Here is a 17114-nt window from a genome sequence, read left to right as displayed (position 1 = left end):
CCTGCCATGCGTTGGTTCGAATCCAGCCGCCCCTGCCATATTCAGAAAAAACGCCAGTCCGAAAGGGCTGGCGTTTTTTTGTGCGCGCGATTTGTGTCTGGCCGCGACGGTTGCCTGAGCTTGAGCGGGTGACTGTTGTAAACTCCCCCCGCGAAAAGTCCCGGCAGGTTATTCCCCGGCGACCCTCACTCTCTCCAGACAAGAGACTTACATGGCTAATCAAGACCTCAGCTTCACCCCTGATCCGGATGCGGACTCCATTTCCTCCGACGTTGTCGGGTTCAACGGCATTCTGGTTTCGACCCAGATCCCGACCCGCGCCGACGGCAGCCTGGAGCTGGGCGACATCACCCTGCAAAGCGAATGCACCTTGCAGGCGCTGAAAGTGGCGCTGGAGCGGGCGGGCAGTTCGATGGATCGGGTCATGCACCTGACCATCTACCTCACCGACATGGCTGATCGCGCGGCATTCAACGAAGTCTACAAGCGCTTCTTCGCCAAACCATGGCCGGTGCGCGCCGCTGTTGGCGTGGCGTCGCTGGCGGTGGAAGGCATGCGCGTGGAAGTCACCGCGATGGCTGCCAAGGCCTGATTTTCCTGTGGGAGCAGGCTCGCTCCCACATTGATTTGTGTGAAGCCATCGATTGCGGACCACCACAGTTCCCTGTGGCTGGCGATGGCGGTCTGTCTGTCCAAAAAAAGCTGGAGCCTGGCGCGGATTTCCGCTCACAAGGCCTGCCACTTGGCAGCACAGGCGTGCCGGCCGGGCGTTTCGCAGCTACAATGCGCGCCTTAACCGTGACAGCCTGACTAAAAAAACTATGTCCTTGCCCAAGCATCACCTGGAACTGCTCAGCCCCGCCCGTGACGTGGCCATTGCCCGTGAAGCCATCCTGCACGGCGCCGACGCCGTGTACATCGGTGGCCCGAGCTTCGGCGCGCGCCATAACGCCTGCAACGAGGTGAGCGAAATCGCCGAGCTGGTGGAGTTTGCCCGTCGTTATCACGCGCGCATTTTCACCACCATCAACACCATCCTGCACGACAACGAACTGGAGCCGGCGCGCAAGCTGATCCACCAGTTGTACGACGCCGGTGTCGACGCGCTGATCGTCCAGGACCTGGGCGTGATGGAACTGGACATCCCGCCGATCGAGCTGCATGCCAGTACCCAGACCGACATCCGCACGCTGGAGCGAGCGAAGTTCCTCGATCAGGCCGGTTTCTCGCAACTGGTGCTGGCCCGTGAGCTGAACCTGAAAGAAATCCGTGCCATCGCCGATGAAACCGACGCGGCCGTCGAGTTCTTCATTCACGGCGCCCTGTGCGTGGCGTTCTCCGGGCAGTGCAACATCTCCCACGCGCAGACCGGCCGCAGCGCCAACCGTGGCGACTGCTCTCAGGCGTGCCGTTTGCCGTACACCCTGAAAGACGAAAAGGGTGGGGTGATCGCCTACGAAAAACACCTGCTGTCGATGAAGGACAATAACCAGAGCGCCAACATCCGCGCGCTGGTCGAGGCCGGTGTGCGCTCGTTCAAGATCGAAGGTCGCTACAAGGACATGGGCTATGTGAAGAACATCACTGCCTATTACCGCCAGCGCCTCGACGACGTGCTCGAAGACCGCCCGGACCTGGCCCGCGCCTCCAGCGGGCGCACCGCGCATTTCTTTCTGCCGGACCCGGAAAAAACCTTCCATCGTGGCAGCACCGATTACTTCGTCACCGATCGCAAGATCGATATCGGCGCGTTCGACTCGCCAACCTTCACCGGTCTGCCAGTGGGCACCGTCGAGAAAGTCGGCAAGCGTGACATGCAGGTAGTGACTCAAGAGCCGCTGTCCAACGGCGACGGCCTCAACGTACTGGTCAAGCGTGAAGTGGTGGGTTTCCGCGCCAACATCGCCGAGCCGAAGGGCGAGTTCGAAGAAGACGGCGAGAAGCGCTATCGCTACCGCGTCGAGCCGAACGAAATGCCGGAAGGCCTGTACAAGCTGCGCCCGAACCATCCGCTGAACCGCAACCTCGACCACAACTGGCAACAGGCGCTGCAGAAGACGTCTGCCGAGCGTCGGGTGGCCCTGAGCTGGGTCGCACGTCTGCGTGAAGAACAGCTGCAAGTGACCGCCACCAGTGAGGAGGGCATCAGTGCCAGCGTGACCCTGAACGGTCCGTTCGGCGTGGCCAACAAGCCGGAGCAGGCGCTGGAGCAATTGCAGGATCTGCTCGGTCAGCTCGGCACCACCCAGTACCACGCGATCGACGTGAAACTGGATGCGCCGCAGGCGTTCTTCATTCCGAACTCGCAGCTCAAGGCCTTGCGCCGCGAAGTGATCGAAGCGCTGACCGCCGCCCGTGTCGCGGCGCATCCGCGTGGCAGCCGCAAAGCCGAAACCACGCCGCCGCCGGTGTACCCGGAGTCGCACCTGTCGTTCCTCGCCAACGTCTACAACCAGAAGGCGCGCGACTTCTATCACCGCCACGGTGTGAAGCTGATCGATGCGGCGTACGAGGCCCACGAAGAGGCCGGCGAAGTGCCGGTGATGATCACCAAGCACTGCCTGCGTTTCTCGTTCAACCTGTGCCCGAAACAGGCCAAGGGCGTGACCGGTGTGCGCACCAAGGTCGCGCCGATGCAGCTGATTCACGGCGACGAAGTGCTGACCCTGAAGTTCGACTGCAAGCCGTGCGAGATGCACATCATCGGCAAGATGAAAGGTCACATTCTCAACCTGCCGCAACCGGGCAGCGTGGTTGGTCACATCAGCCCGGAAGACCTGCTGAAAACCATCCCGCGCGCGCCACACTGAGTGACGGGCGGGCGTGGCGCTAAAGTGTCACGCCTGCTCGGGCTCTCGATCCGCCAGCGCTTCGAGCAAGTCGGCTGAAGGCACAAAAAACAGACCCCCGGTGACCGCCGTGCTGAAGTCCAGCAAACGGTCATAGTTGCCGACGGGTTTGCCGACAAACATGTTCTCCAGCATCTGCTCGATCGGTTCGGGCGAGCGCGCGTAGCCGATGAAGAAGGTACCGAACTCGCCAGCCCCCGGGCGGCCGAACGGCATGTTGTCACGCAGGATCTTCTGCTCCTGGCCGTCCTTGGTGATGGTCGTCAGGGCACTGTGGGAGTTGCTCGGTTTCACTTCTTCACCGAGTTCGATGTCGGCCAGCTTGGTCCGGCCGATCACCTTTTCCTGAGCTTCGACGCTCAGCGCATTCCACGCGTCCATCTTGTGCAGGTACTTCTGCACCAGCACGTAGCTGCCGGATTCGAACGCCGGGTCTTCGTTGCCGATCAGGGTGAAGTGGTCTGCCTTGCGCCCCACCGGGTTCTCGGTGCCATCGACGAAACCGATGATGCTGCGCATGTCGAAGTAACGGAAACCCTGCACCTCATCCAGCACGGTGATCGCGCCATTGAGCGCGCTGCACAGCTGCGTCGCCAGTTCGAAACACAGGTCCATCTGGTCGGCACGGATGTGCAGCAGGATGTCCCCCGGGGTCGCCACCGCGCGGCGGCCTTCCACGCCGAACTCACGGAACGGATGCAGCGATGCCGGGCGCGGGCTGCCGAACAGCGCGTCCCAGGCGTTGGCGCTGAACCCGCAGACACACGACAGGTTTCCGTTGGGCACGCGTTTGCCGACCGAACGGGTGAGGGCGGCGATGTCGCCGCACCAGCCGCGCACCTGGCTGGCGGCGTCGCTGCCGGGCATCAGCGTGGCGACGATGAAAATCGCGCTGCTGGTGATCGGGTTGCAGATGGCTTGCGGCTCGGGTGTCTGGGTATCCATTGTCGAGGTCATAGTCGGTTCCATGTGCGCAGGGCTAAGGTCGGCGCTCATTATGAAACCAAAAACGTTTCATCGATATCTCAGAAGCGACCCAGTCGATAGGCATCCAATGCCGGCAAGCCGGAATGTGTTCCCGGTAAGACCATCTGCGCGACCAGCTCCGCTGTCACCGCCGCCTGCGTCAGCCCCAGATGCTGATGACCGAACGCGAGCAGTACCTTGCCGTCGCAGACCTTGTCGATGATCGGCAGCGAGTCCGGCAGCGATGGGCGAAAGCCCATCCACGGCGTCGCGTCTTCAGCGTTCAAATCGCGACGGAACAAACCCTTGCTCAAACGGTGCAACTGCCAGGCGCGCTCCATGAACGGCGGGCGCTCAAGGCCGGCAAACTCCACCGTACCGGCCAGCCGCAAGCCGCCGGCCATCGGCGTCATGATGAACTTGCGCTCCAGCGAGGTGACGGCGAACGGCAGCCGCTCGTGTTCGTGCGGCAGCATCAGGTGATAGCCACGTTCGGTGTCCAGCGGCACCTGTTTGCCGGTCAGTGCAGCCGTGAGTTTCGCCGAGTGCGCGCCACAGGCGATCAGCACCTGGCGCGCGGTGAAGCGGCCCTGAGTGGTGTTCAACGCCACGCAATGTTCCTGCAACTGGCCGCCCAGCACTTCTTGTTCGAGGAACTGCACGCCGGCCGCTTTGGCGGCGCTCACCAGTTCACACACCACCCGATACGGGTCGAGAAAGTGCCCGGTGCGCGGAAAGAACAAGCCGCCCTGAATCTGCGCGCTGAGCTGCGGCGCGCTGTTGTGTACGGTACTGGCCGACCAGAAATCCACCGGCACCTGTTGCTGGCGCATGCGCGCCTGCAAGGCGTCGATGGCTTGCCGCGATTCGGCGCGTTCGAATACCAGCAGCGAGCCGTCCTCCTTGAGCAGATCCGCTTGGCTGATGCTCTGCAGCAAGCGATTCCACGCGGCGAAGCTGCTTTCGTTGAGCGCACGCAGGCCGGCAATCGTGCGCTGGAACGGCGCCGGGCGCAGGTTCAGCAACAAACGGGTGAACCACGGCACGGCGCGTGGCATGTACTTCCAGTCGAGACGCAGCGGGCCCATCGGGTCCATCAGCATCGCTGGCAGGCGTTTGAGGATCGACGCGTCGGCAATCGGAAACACCTGTTCGGTCGCCAGATGCCCGGCGTTGCCGAACGAGGCGCCATGCCCTGGCGGCTGACGGTCGATGACCACCACCCGCCGGCCCTGGCGCGCCAGTTGCAGGGCGCAGGCGACGCCGATGATGCCGGCGCCGATCACCGCGATGTCGGCGTTGTCCGCTGTGAAGTTATCGGACATGTTTCAGGCTTCCCTCTGACCGTCGAGCAACCGCCGCAAGTGCAGCGGATTGGCCTGTTGCAACGCTGACGGCAGCAGGCTGTCGGGGAAATCCTGATAGCACACCGGGCGCAGGAACCGCAGGATCGCCGCCGTGCCCACCGAGGTGCTGCGCGAGTCCGAAGTGGCCGGAAACGGCCCGCCATGAACCATCGCATCACACACTTCGACCCCGGTCGGCCAGCCGTTGACCAGCAGGCGTCCGGCCTTGCGTTCCAGCGTCGGCAACAAGGCGCGGGCGCGATCCAGATCGGCGTCATCCAGGTGCAGCGTGGCGGTCAACTGGCCTTCGAGATGTTCGCAAACCTGACGGATTTGATCATCGTTGGCGCACTGTACGATCAGCGACGCCGCGCCGAAAATTTCCCCTTGCAGGCGTGCGTCGGCGAGGAAATCCTGCGCGCGGGTGACGAATAACTGCGCCTGGCACTGGTTCGGCCCTTCAGCGGCGAGACCGCTGGCCACGCACTGCGCTTGCGGATGTTCGGCCAGCGCGGCGACGGCGCTTGCATAGGCGCGGAAAATCCCCGGTGTGAGCATGGTTTGCGCCGGGCTGCGCTGGACTCGCTCGGCGGCCGCCGCGATGAAGCTGTCCAGCGCCGGCCCTTGGCGAGCGATGACTAGTCCGGGATTGGTGCAGAACTGCCCGGCGCCCTGGGTCAGCGAGGCGACGAAGCCCTGCGCCAGCGCCTCGCCCCGCGCTGCAAGAGCTGCGGGAAACAGCAGCACCGGATTGATCGAACTCATTTCCGCATACACCGGAATCGGCTCGGGCCGCGCCTGCGCCGCTTTGCTCAGGGCGAGGCCGCCACTGCGCGAACCGGTGAAGCCCACAGCCTTGATGCGCCAATCGCTGACCAGCGCAATACCCACTTCATTGCCGGAACCGAACAGCAATGAAAACACGCCTTCGGGCAAAGCGGACTTTTTCACTGCACGAGTCAGCGCCTGGCCGACCAATTCACTGGTGCCGGGATGCGCGCTGTGCGCCTTGACGATCACCGGGCAACCGGCGGCCAGTGCCGAGGCGGTGTCACCGCCCGCCACGGAGAACGCCAGGGGAAAGTTGCTGGCGCCAAACACCGCCACCGGCCCCAAAGCGATCTGCCGTTGCCGCAGATCAGAACGTGGCAGCGGCTGGCGCTGTGGTTGCGAATGATCGACCCGCACGTCCAGCCACTCGCCAGCGCGCAGGGTGCGGGCGAAGGTGCGCAGTTGCCCGCAAGTGCGCCCGCGCTCACCTTGAATACGCGCACGTGGCAGACCGCTTTCGGCCACTGCACGGTCAATCAGTTCATCGCCGAGGGCTTCAATCTCATCGGCAATGGTCTCGAGAAATTCGGCGCGAGCGCTCAGGGACGTCTCGCGATAACGGTCAAACGCTTGCCACGCCAGGGCGCAGGCCTGTTCGACATGCTCAGCGCTGCCGCCGGTATAGGCCGGTTCGAGCACGGAGCCGGTGGTGGGGTCGATCCCGCGGATCGCTTCACGGCTGCCGGCAACGGCTTGGCCGCCGATCAGCATGTGGCCTGTCAGAGTCATGGCGGTTCCTGATAATTCGAGTGAAGCCCCGGCGTGTGATACCGGGGCAGGGGTAGCGGTCAGGCGAAGTTCTGTTCGGCGGACCAGTTTTTGTACCACTGGCGGAACAGTGCGTACTGGGTCTCGGCGTAGCGGCGCTGGGCGTCGCTCAGGGCATCGGTTTGGTTGAAGTGCAGGGCGTATTCGCGGTCGCCGTTGAGCACCATCAGGTGCTTGTAATACAGCACCAGATCGCAGCCTTCATCGAACGACGACAGCACCGCCAGCGCCGCTTCCAGTTCACGGGCCCGGCGCCGGGCCTTGGCGTCGCCCTTGGCCGCCTGCTTGCTCAGTGCCACCAATTGCAGGACTTCGCGGGGCAGGGCGTTGCCGATGCCGGTGATGGCGCCGGTGGCGTTGCAGTTGACGAAACCGTGCACCACTTGGGTATCGACGCCGACCATCAGGGTTACGGCATCGTCCTGCGAGGTGATGTTCTCGGCGGCGTAGCGCAAGTCGGCGCCGCCACCGAATTCCTTGAAGCCGATCAGGTTCGGGTATTCGCGGCGCAGTTCGAAGAACAGCTCGGCGCGGGTGGCGAAACCGTAGTAAGGGCTGTTGTAGATCACTGCCGGCAGGTTCGGTGCGGCTTGGAGAATGGCAGCGAAATGGGCCTTTTGCGCGGTCGCCGAGGCGCCACGGGACAGCACGCGCGGAATCACCATCAGGCCATGGGCGCCGACTTTCGCGGCATGGGCGGCGTGGGATACCGCTTCACGGCTGTTGACCGCGCCGGTGCCAACGATGGTCGGTACGCCAGCCGCCACCAGACGCGCCACGCCTTCCTGACGCTCGGCCTCGGTCAGCAGCGGCCAGTCGCCCATCGAACCGCAGTAAACCACCGCGCTCATGCCGATATCGATCAACTCGCGGCCCTTGGCGACCAGGGCGTCGAAGTCCGGTTTGCGCGCGGCGGTGCAGGGGGTCATCAGGGCCGGAATGCAGCCAGTGAAGATGTTATCGCTCATTGTTGTAGCTCCTCGGGACATTCATTCAGATCGGTTAAAAACGGGGCAGGTCAGATGCCCCAGGCGAAAGGGTCTTGTTCGTCGATCAGCAGGGTGGCGTCGGCGGTCATGCAGGCGCGCCCGGTGATGAACGGGCGCACGCGCTCGCCTTCCCATTCGAAGCGGGCTTCGAACTGGCTGCCGGTGATGCTGGCCTGGGTCCAGACCTGGCCTTCGGCGAGTTTGCCGTCGGCGGCCAGGCAGGCCAGTTTGGCGCTGGTCCCGGTGCCGCAGGGCGAGCGGTCGTAGGCCTTGCCCGGGCACATGACGAAGTTGCGGCTGTCGGCCCGGTCGTCGTCGGCAAACAGTTCGACATGATCGATCAGCGCGCCGTCCTCGCCATGGATGCCTTGGGCCTCAAGTGCCTTGAGCATCGCCCAGGTGTAATCGGTCAAGGCTTCGACGTTGCTCATCTGCAGGTCCTGGCCGTGCTCTGAGACAAGGAAAAACCAGTTGCCGCCCCAGGCAATGTCGCCGAATGCGCGTCCGTAACCGGGCACTTCGACCGGCACCTGTTTGCGATGGCGGTAGGCGGGCACGTTGCGTAGGGTCACTGCGCCGTCATCGTGCAGGGTGGCGCTGACCGGGCCGACCGGCGTGTCGATCTTGTGCACGCCCGGTTCGATGCGGCCCAGGTGATGCAGCGAATTGATCAAGCCGATGGTGCCGTGGCCGCACATGCCGAGATAACCGGCGTTGTTGAAAAAAATCACCCCGCAGGTCGCATCCGGCGACACCGGCTCGCAGTACAGCGCGCCGACCAGTACGTCGTTGCCACGCGGCTCCAGCAGGCAGGCACGGCGCCATTGATCATGCCGGGTGCGCAGGTTGTCGCGCTTCTCGGCCATGCTGTTGCCGTGCACGTCGGGGAAGCCTTGCATCACCAGGCGCGTGGGTTCGCCGCCGGTGTGGGAATCGATGATGTGTATTCGTTTCATGAACTCGTCCATTGCGTGAAAGTCAGGCGTGAGCCGGGCGTTGGCCGCTGGCGGTGCTGGTGGAGGATTCAGCGGCTTCGCTTTCGTCGTCCTCGGTTTCCAGACGAATCAGGTGCGCCGGTACGCCGGTGGCGGCGCCCCAGTAGTAGATGCCCAGTGCGCAGACCGCGACGATCACCGTATCGAACGGGTGGCTGAGTACGCCGATACCGCCGAAGCTGCCGAGTTTGGAGAGGACGATGGTCACGGCGTAGAAGCCGATCAGCCACGCCGACGAGCGTACTTGCTGGCCGAGATTGAGGTGCGCAGTCGGCACCATGCGGCCACACAACAGGTAGATGACGAACATCAGGATTTGCAGGCCAAGCAACCACGACACGGTGCTCCAGCCCGACCAGTAGACGATCAGCGCAGCGATGATGAACGACAGCGGCCCGAGCACGCTCATGCCCTTGACCCGGAACGGACGCGGCATGTCCGGCGCGTTGCGGCGCAGTGCGGCAACCGTCACCGGGGCCACGGCGTAGCTCAATACCAGCGCGGCGGAGACCACGTTGATCAGCGCTTCCCACGACGGGAACGGCAGGGTCCAGAACACCGACAGGCCAAAGGTCAGCCACAGCGCAGGGCGCGGGATGCCGGACTTCTCATCGATGCGGGTGAAAATCTTGAAGAAGGTTCCGGTCTGCGCCCAGCCGTAGATCACCCGTGGAGTGGCGTTCATGTAAATGTTGCCGCAGCCGCTCGGCGAGATCACCGCGTCCGCCACCACCAGATATGCCAGCCAGCCGACGCCCAGTGCCAGGGCGATATCGCGATACGGCAGGGCCAGTTCCTTGGCGACGCCGGCCCAGCCATTGGCGAGCATTTCGGTCGGGATGCCGCCGAGAAAAGCGGTTTGCAGCAGCACGTAGATGGCGGTGGAGAGCAGCACCGAAAGGATCAGTGCAATCGGAATCGTGCGTTGCGGATTCTTCACTTCACTGGCCACCGAAATGATCGGCGTCAGGCCCAGATAAGCGAAGATCACACCGCCGGCCGACACCGCCATTTCGATCCCGGACAGGCCGAACGGGGCGAAGCCATGCACTTCGAAGTTGGCCGGTTTGAAGAAGGTGAACAGCACGCCGATCACCAGCAGCGGCACAATGAACTTGAACACGCTGACCAGATTGTTGGCCATGGCGAAGGTTTTCACGCTGCGGTAGTTGAGCAGGAAAAACAGGCACAACAGACCGAATTGTACAAACCAGCCCAGCACGGTCGGGTCACTGGAACCGACCTTGGTCAGCTCGGGAAACCACGCCGCTGCATATTGCCGTGAGGCGACCACTTCGATGGCCACCAGGCTGGAAAACGCGATCAAGGTGATGAAACCCATCAGGTAGCCGAGCAGCGGGCCGTGGGAGTAAACCGGGTAGCGCACCACACCGCCGGCGCGGGGCAGCGCGGCGCCCAATTCGCAGTAGACGATGCCCAGCAGCAACACGGCGAAGCCGCCGAGCAGCCAAGAGAAGATCCCTGCGGGACCTGCGATGGCGGACACGTGACTGGCCGCGAACAACCAGCCCGAACCGAAGATCGCCCCCAGTCCGATGAACGTGAGGTCTGTCAGTGAAAGTTGTTTCTTGAACTTGCCTTGGCCTGTCATAGCGTCGCCTTCTTGTTGGTTGTTGGAGGGGCGTGCAGTGGCGCTACAGTGAACTCATCAAGCGCGGCGCGATTGATGTTTTTTGCCGGCATCAATGACGAATTCAGCACAATGGCCGACGCCAAAGCCCCGGCTCGACAGGCTGTCAGCCATGGGGCAATCTGCGCGCAGGTGAATGCGCAACGTGGGGAGTGAGGGGCATGATGCAGAATGCGTTTGCGATCCTGAGCCAACAGAACGAGGCGAGCCGGCCAGAGACCCTCGACGATCTGCTGGCGGGCATGGCGCTGCTGTTACCGATGCTGGACGTGATTCCCAACGCGGCGATCTTCATCAAGGATCTGCAGGCGCGCTACGTCATGGCCAACCGTACGCTGGTGCAGCGCTGTGGTTTGAAAGACCTGCGACCGTTGCTCGGCAAGACCAGCGCCGAGGTGTTTCCGGCGCAACTGGGCCCGGGCTATACCGAGCAGGATCGGCGGGTGCTGGAAGAGGGGTTTGTGCTGGAAGATCAGCTGGAACTGCATCTGTACGGCAGTCGCGAGCCGGGCTGGTGCCTGACTCACAAGCGTCCGCTGTACGACCGCAATAACCAGATCATCGGCTTTGCAGGAATTTCCGTCGACCTGCAAACCGCCAGCGAAACCCACCCGGCCTATCAACGCCTGGCGGCGGTAGACGAGTATATCCGGGCGAATTTCAATCGCCGCGTCAGCCTCGGTGAACTGACGCGCATCGCCGGGATTTCAGTGGCGCAACTGGAGCGTTACTGCAAACGGGTGTTCCACCTGACGCCGCGGCAGATGATCCAGAAAGTGCGCCTTGAGCATGCGCATCGGCTGTTGCACGGAGACTTGCCGATCACCGAAGTGGCGCTGCAGTGCGGTTATACCGACCACAGCGCGTTTACCCGGCAGTTCAAGGCGTCGACCGGGTTTACCCCGCGTCAGTATCGGTTGGCGACGGGGCATTAGGCGTAGAGTTGAGAAGGGATCGATTAAATGAGCTCAGGGGCTGCCTTTTCGATGACACCCTCGGCAACGCGACCGAAAAAGCTTCGGGTCAAGCTGAAAAAGGGATAGAGCCTGTTATTGCAAGGCACCAAATTGATACCAACCAAACATTCCAGATCCATTTCCTGTTCAATGTGATCTATGAAAATCTCGTCCAGCTCGTCCCACCACCGACGCCGCTCTATCAATAGGAAGGGGCTGTTAAGGTTGAGTAGGTCAATAGTGTATTGAGCGCGATCTTCATCTTTTTTCTCTAAACCGTCCGCGGGGACGACGCGTCCGTCAGACAGATAAGTGAAGAAGCGCCGGCAATCAGGCTGATGTGGCGAAACGAAGAGTCGAATGTCGACCGACTTCTGTTTGCCTGGAGCATGTCCACCGAAGACGATACCTGCTTGCTCGTCTTCAAGAAGGTTCTTCAATAGAGGATCTTTGTCTCCGGTGCGCAGAGCAGAAGCTGCAAGATTGGTGCAGTCAAATGTTCGCTGCGGGTTTTGTTTTTTGTTTTCGACATGCTCAATGTGATACCCAAGCTCGTGCTCGTCAGCACGTAGTTCACTGTAACAACACAACGAATACTGCTCTGACAGCAAGAACTCCATCACTTCTTGCTTATGATCAAAGCCACCCCAGCGACTGGTCGCATCGTCGGACGTTTGTGGCGGGTTTTCGTGCGATTTATCCAGATGGTAACCGGCATACCGCCGTTGAACGATATGTCTCATCCCTTGAGTACCCGTTGCCGAGCAATGCTGCGTTTGAGTCGCTGCATTTGCGGATGTTGCTCACTGAGGGAGAGTTGAAGCTCCTTGGTCAGCTGCAGTGCTTCCGGTTCGTCATAAAGGCCTTTATCGACAAGTTCTGTTAGTCGCTGAAGGTCAGCTTTCTCGGCCACTGGTGGCTGCGGATCGACCTGCATGACACTGTGCAAAATATCGCCGCTCGGTTCGCCATAGGTACGGGCGAGGGGTTCATTCGCCGAAACCTGGCCGCTGGCATCCCGTTCAAGTAACCGGATATTTTCCCTCCGTACAGTGCTGAGGACTTGAGGACTGTGCGTTGTGACGATGAACTGGATTTTCGGGAAGGCCTCCTGTAATTGGCTCAGGATTTTTTGCTGCCAACTTGGATGCAGGTGCATATCGACCTCGTCAATCAATACAACGCCGGAAGTTCTCTTTACGGCATCCTGCTTGTAGTGGAAGTTCAAAAGAGAACAGCGGCAGGCAAGGTCACCAACAAGTTCTATCATGCAGCGCACACCATCTCCCAATTGGGAGAGTTTTCTTTCCTCGGTGTCTCGTTTGAAATGAATCTGTTTTATGTCCTGCTTTGGAAGTTGCCACTCCCAACCAGTCACTGTGCGGATGGCCTCTCTAACCCCGATCCATAGATGTGCGACGTACTCTTTACTAAATAACCCATCTTTCACTGAAGAGAAGAGAAATAAAATAAACCATTCAAATCTCATGAAGCTTGACTCAAGGCTTGTTGCTCCGTCGTAACCCACAAATCTGACGGTTGAGCGATCAACCTTTCTTAATCCTGCGCTTCTTTTCCATAGACGGTTAGTTCCATAGTATGCGATGACTGGTAAATCTCCTGGTTGCCCCTCTTCCCCCTGCCAACGATTAAGGTCATCAATAGCTGCATCCAATGCTTTGGATCTCGCCAATATGTCTAAGGACGTTCCGCGCAGCCAATTAATCTTTGCATTGGTTTTTGTCAGTTCGCACCCGATAATGTCTATGGGCGTGTCGTCATCGAAGTCTTCTTCGAAGTAGTAAAAATTTTCCTCTTCGGGAAAATCAACCATGCCTTTGACTGAACATGGGAAGTTTAATTTGTTTCGACCCTCAGGGGACTGGAAACTATGAATATCATCAGCCGTAATTTTAGGGGTGGCGCCGCGCCTGACATCTTTACCGTAATTACGTACATAAGACCAAAGCAGCAAACGGAATGCACTCATGACTGTGGTCTTGCCAAATCCGTTCAATCCTACGATAACTGTCAAATTAGGGTGCAGGTCAAGATCGAGCCTTTTGAATCCCCTATAGTTCTCAAGACGAACTTTCGTTAGCTTCAATTTGCTTTCTCCGACCCGATTAATTGGTCCGATAGTAAAGCAGTCGCGACGCTCAAAAAGTCATTTGTGATGTGTTTGATCTTGTACATGTCGAAACCTGAACATCCCTGGACGAGGTGTGATTTTTTGATAGATCTGGATGTTAACAGTACTACGCATGGCGCGCATCGATCACCGGTGTGTCGTTGTTCTCGCACATAATGGGCTACATTCACCGAAATGGATTCGGATTGATTGATTGATTGATTGATTGGCTTGGCCTTTCAGGCCTTGACCCATCGCTGCCGACTCCACGCACTCAGCGAATCCACACCCAATACCAGAATCAGCATCGCCAGAATCACCGTGCTCGCCTGCGCTTCCTGAAACAGGCTCAGGCTGACATACAGCATCTGCCCCAGCCCTCCGGCGCCGACGAAGCCCAGTACGCTGGCCATGCGGATGTTGTTTTCCCAGCGGTACAGGCAATAGGCGAGTAACTGCGGGGCGAGGTTGGGCAGGGTGCCGTAGCAGAAGGCGAGTACCGGGTTGCCGCCCTGCAAGCGGATCGCTTCGGCAGGCTCGGGCGGGGTGTTTTCCAGGGCTTCGGCGAACAATCGGCCGAGTACGCCGGTGGTGTGCAGGGCCAGCGCGAGGGTGCCAGCGTTCGGGCCGAGGCCGGCGGCGAGCACCATCAGCGCCGCCCACACCAGTTCCGGAATTGCCCGCAGACCGTTGAGCAACAGGCGCGAGGCGCTTTGCAGCGGCCAGCCGAAACGCCCGGCAGCGGGCAGTGCCAGGAGGATGCCGAACACCGCCGCGAGCAAGGTGCCGAGGGCCGACATGGCGAGGGTTTCCATTGCCCCTTTGAGGATCGCCTGCATGTGCGTGGCGCTCAGGTCCGGGCTGAGAAAACGCTGCGCGTAGGCGCCCATCTGCTTGAGGCTGGCGCTGCTGCCCAGGTCACCGAGGTCGAGTTCGAGATAACCGAATGAGGCGACAACCGCTACGCCAATGCCGACGATCAGTAACAGATTGATCAGGCGATTCATGTCAGCCTCCAGCGCAGCAGGCGGCTGAGTTGATCGGCGCCGAGCACCAGCATCAGGAAGGTCAGCAACATGCTCGCCACTTCACCGCTGGCAAACATGCGCAGTGACAGGTCGATCTGTTGCCCCAGACCACCGGCCCCGACAAACCCCATCACCACCGACGCACGAATCGCGCACTCCCAGCGATAGACCGTGTACGACAGCAGCTCCGCCGCGACATTCGGCAGAATCCCGTAGGCAAAACCTGCGAGCCGCCCGCTGCCGGCCTGCATCAGGGCATGCGCCGGACGCTGGTCGGTGGACTCGAAAATTTCCGCATAAACCTTGCCTAGCATGCCGCTGTAAGTGATGGCGATCGCCAGCACACCCGCCGCCGGGCCGAGGCCCACGGCGCGCACGAACAGTAGCGCCCAGACGATTTCCGGCACGCTGCGCAAGAAGATCAGCAATCCGCGCACCGGCCAGCGCAGCAAGCGCCCGACCCGGCTTGGAACACCGCCCCGTGAGGCCGCCGACAGTGACAGCGCACGACTGGCAAGCAAACTCGCCGGCACCGCCAGCAGCAAAGCCAACGCCATACCGGCGGTGGCGATGGCCAGGGTTTGCAGGGTGGCCTTGAACAGCAACTGGAGAAAATCCGCGTCGTGCGCCGGCGGCCAGAAGCCGGCGATGAAACGGCCCATTTCGGTCTGACTGTCGGTGTGCAGCAGCACCCCCAGATCGAGTTCGCTGAGCTGGATGCCCGGCCACAGCAAGGCGATCGCCAGCAGAGTCAGCAGCAGTCGCGGCGCGGTAGCCGGGTCTCGTGCATCGACCCTCAGCATCGCGGGATCTGCACGATCAGCGGCGCACTCGATGTCGTCGGGCTTTGCAATTGCTCGTTGGCGTACAGCGTATCGAGCATGTCACGGCTGACCTGTTCGGCAGGGCTGTCGAAGAGGATCTGGCCGTCGCGCAAACCGATGATGCGCGGAAAGTGCGCCAGCGCCAGCTCCACCGCGTGCAGGCTCGCCACCAGTGTGACCTGATGAGCGCGGGCATGTTGCGAAAGGATCGACAGGGTGTGCCCGGCCAGTACCGGATCCATCGCGGAAACGGGTTCGTCCGCCAGCAGAATTTCCGGCGCCTGATACAGCACCCGGGCAATGCCCACACGCTGCAATTGACCGCCGGACAATTGCTGACAGTGAGCGAACAGCTTGTCGCCCAGATCCAGTCGTGCGAGGGCCGCGCGGGCACCGGGAATGTCCAGTGGATGCAGCAGATTCAACAGGCTCTTGCCCAGGCTCCATTGCCCGAGCTTGCCGGCCAGCACTGCCGTCACCACGCGTTGGCGCGGCGGCAGCGGTGGCGCCTGATGGACCAGACCGATGCGCGCACGCAAGCGTTGGCGTTGGTGGGTGGAAAGGTGCCAGGGGCGTTCGCCCAGGACCTCGATTTCGCCGCTGCTGGGACGCAAAGCCGTGGCCAGCAGGTTCAACAGACTCGACTTGCCAGCCCCGGACGGGCCGATGATTGCCACCTGTTCACCGGCGCCAATCTGCAGGTCGACGCCGCGTAGCGCGTCGACCCCGTTGGCGTGGTGCAGGCGGCCTTGTTTGAGGCTCAGGGTCATTTCAACAGATCGGCGGCGCGAGCAGCTTCCTCGATGCCCTTGTAGTTCTCGGGCTTGGTGTCGATGAAGCGGCTGGCCGCTTGCAGATCAAGAATCTTCTTCTGCTCTGGGTTCGCCGGGTCGAGGGCGAGGAAGGCTTTTTTGATCTTCGCCGCCAGTGCCGGGTCGAGGGTGCCGCGCACGGTCCAGTTGTAATCGAAGTAGGCCGGGGTGGTGGCGAACACATGAACCTTGCTGGTATCGACTTTGCCGGCGTCCACCAGTTTCTGCCAGACGCTGGCGTTCAGCACACCGGCGTCGACCTTGCCGGCCTGGACCCAGGCGACGGTGGCGTCATGGGCGCCGGAGTAGGCGACGCGACTGAAATACGCTTCAGGTTTGATGTTGTCGTTCTTCAGCATGAAGTAACGCGGCATCAGACTGCCGGAGGTGGACGACACCGAACCGAAGGCAAAGGTCTTGCCCTTGAGGTCGGCGAGGCTCTTCACGTTCGGGTCGGCGGTGATGAACTTGCTGGTGAACTGTGCATCCTGCTCGCGCTGCACCAGCGGGATCACCGGGGTTTTGCCTTCGCCTTGAGTTTTCAGCTGTGCCTGAACAAAGGTGAAACCGCCCAGCCAGGCCATGTCGAGGCGATCGGTCGCCAGTGCTTCGACCACTGCCGGGTAGTCGGCGACGGGTACGAACTGCACTTTCATGCCCAACTGCTGCTCCAGATAAGCCCCCAGCGGCTCGAACTTGCGCAGCAATTCGGTCGGTGCTTCATCGGGAATCGCGCTGACCCGCAGCACATCGGCGGCATGCGCCACCAGAGTGGAAAAAGACAGGGCCAGGCCAGCGGTCAGTGCAAGGGTGCGTTTGAGCATGGAAATCTCCGTTTCATGAGCGTCGCATTCTAAGCGCCACGGGGCGCGGTGTCGCGGCCGGGCGCTCAATCAGGTTAGACGAAACGGCGAGGTTATACGTAGGCGGGCGGTTAAAGGCCAGTGCGGGTGTCTGGCGATGTTTTA

Annotated in this window: 15 protein-coding genes; 3 read left to right on the top strand and 12 right to left on the bottom strand. The window is 61.3% G+C overall.

Features of this window, described 5'->3' with window-relative positions; genetic code table 11:
- Positions 1 to 211: 211 nt before the first annotated feature.
- Positions 212 to 592 (top strand): RidA family protein, encoded by a 381-nt coding sequence (locus tag PseAD21_RS17145; RefSeq protein WP_003224376.1) that lies wholly within the window; start codon positions 212 to 214, stop codon positions 590 to 592.
- A gap of 229 nt (positions 593 to 821) precedes the next feature.
- Positions 822 to 2810 (top strand): U32 family peptidase, encoded by a 1989-nt coding sequence (locus tag PseAD21_RS17140; RefSeq protein ID WP_102356706.1) that lies wholly within the window; start codon positions 822 to 824, stop codon positions 2808 to 2810.
- A 27-nt stretch (positions 2811 to 2837) separates the two neighbouring features.
- Here the strand turns inward: PseAD21_RS17140 and PseAD21_RS17135 are convergent, their stop codons facing one another.
- The 6 genes from PseAD21_RS17135 to PseAD21_RS17110 form a co-directional block, all read right to left on the bottom strand.
- Positions 2838 to 3806, bottom strand: a complete 969-nt coding sequence (locus tag PseAD21_RS17135; protein WP_102356705.1) for a Dyp-type peroxidase — start codon at positions 3804 to 3806, stop codon at positions 2838 to 2840.
- 68 nt (positions 3807 to 3874) lie between these two features.
- Positions 3875 to 5140, bottom strand: coding sequence for an FAD-dependent oxidoreductase (locus PseAD21_RS17130; RefSeq protein ID WP_102356704.1), 1266 nt, complete (start codon positions 5138 to 5140; stop codon positions 3875 to 3877).
- 3 nt (positions 5141 to 5143) lie between these two features.
- Positions 5144 to 6721 carry an aldehyde dehydrogenase (NADP(+)) gene (locus PseAD21_RS17125; RefSeq protein ID WP_102356703.1) on the bottom strand — a complete coding sequence of 526 codons (1578 nt, stop codon included), beginning with the start codon at positions 6719 to 6721 and terminating at the stop codon, positions 5144 to 5146.
- 59 nt (positions 6722 to 6780) lie between these two features.
- On the bottom strand, positions 6781 to 7728 hold the full coding sequence (locus tag PseAD21_RS17120) for a dihydrodipicolinate synthase family protein (RefSeq protein WP_102356702.1): 948 nt from the start codon (positions 7726 to 7728) through the stop codon (positions 6781 to 6783).
- A gap of 50 nt (positions 7729 to 7778) precedes the next feature.
- A complete protein-coding gene (locus PseAD21_RS17115) occupies positions 7779 to 8705 on the bottom strand; it encodes a 4-hydroxyproline epimerase (protein ID WP_102356701.1) in 927 nt (308 codons plus the stop codon).
- 22 nt (positions 8706 to 8727) lie between these two features.
- Positions 8728 to 10356, bottom strand: coding sequence for an APC family permease (locus PseAD21_RS17110; protein WP_102356700.1), 1629 nt, complete (start codon positions 10354 to 10356; stop codon positions 8728 to 8730).
- A 200-nt stretch (positions 10357 to 10556) separates the two neighbouring features.
- Between PseAD21_RS17110 and PseAD21_RS17105 the strand changes: the two genes are divergently transcribed.
- The gene (locus PseAD21_RS17105) at positions 10557 to 11330 is read left to right on the top strand and encodes an AraC family transcriptional regulator (RefSeq protein WP_102356699.1); all 774 of its coding nucleotides are present in this window, start codon (positions 10557 to 10559) and stop codon (positions 11328 to 11330) included.
- 23 nt (positions 11331 to 11353) lie between these two features.
- Here the strand turns inward: PseAD21_RS17105 and PseAD21_RS17100 are convergent, their stop codons facing one another.
- From PseAD21_RS17100 to PseAD21_RS17075, 6 genes are all read right to left on the bottom strand, one after another.
- Complete coding sequence (locus tag PseAD21_RS17100) at positions 11354 to 12094, bottom strand: retron system putative HNH endonuclease (protein WP_102356698.1); 741 nt, start codon at positions 12092 to 12094, stop codon at positions 11354 to 11356.
- Positions 12091 to 13458 (bottom strand): AAA family ATPase, encoded by a 1368-nt coding sequence (locus PseAD21_RS17095; RefSeq protein WP_102356697.1) that lies wholly within the window; start codon positions 13456 to 13458, stop codon positions 12091 to 12093. Before PseAD21_RS17095 ends, PseAD21_RS17100 begins: the two co-directional genes overlap by 4 nt.
- A 263-nt stretch (positions 13459 to 13721) precedes the next feature.
- Complete coding sequence (phnE, locus tag PseAD21_RS17090) at positions 13722 to 14489, bottom strand: phosphonate ABC transporter, permease protein PhnE (protein ID WP_102356696.1); 768 nt, start codon at positions 14487 to 14489, stop codon at positions 13722 to 13724.
- Positions 14486 to 15313: an ABC transporter permease gene (locus tag PseAD21_RS17085; protein WP_102356695.1), complete on the bottom strand. Its 828-nt coding sequence runs from the start codon at positions 15311 to 15313 to the stop codon at positions 14486 to 14488. The genes phnE and PseAD21_RS17085 overlap by 4 nt, the downstream gene beginning before the upstream one ends.
- Positions 15307 to 16104: a phosphonate ABC transporter ATP-binding protein gene (locus PseAD21_RS17080; RefSeq protein WP_102356694.1), complete on the bottom strand. Its 798-nt coding sequence runs from the start codon at positions 16102 to 16104 to the stop codon at positions 15307 to 15309. Before PseAD21_RS17080 ends, PseAD21_RS17085 begins: the two co-directional genes overlap by 7 nt.
- A complete protein-coding gene (locus tag PseAD21_RS17075) occupies positions 16101 to 16970 on the bottom strand; it encodes a putative selenate ABC transporter substrate-binding protein (protein WP_102356693.1) in 870 nt (289 codons plus the stop codon). The genes PseAD21_RS17080 and PseAD21_RS17075 overlap by 4 nt, the downstream gene beginning before the upstream one ends.
- Positions 16971 to 17114 lie beyond the last annotated feature (144 nt).

This window comes from Pseudomonas sp. AD21 (assembly GCF_002878485.1).
In the GTDB taxonomy this organism is placed as follows: domain Bacteria; phylum Pseudomonadota; class Gammaproteobacteria; order Pseudomonadales; family Pseudomonadaceae; genus Aquipseudomonas.
The sequence above is the reverse complement of the archived record's forward strand: the minus strand, read 5'-3'. Positions and strand labels throughout refer to the sequence as shown.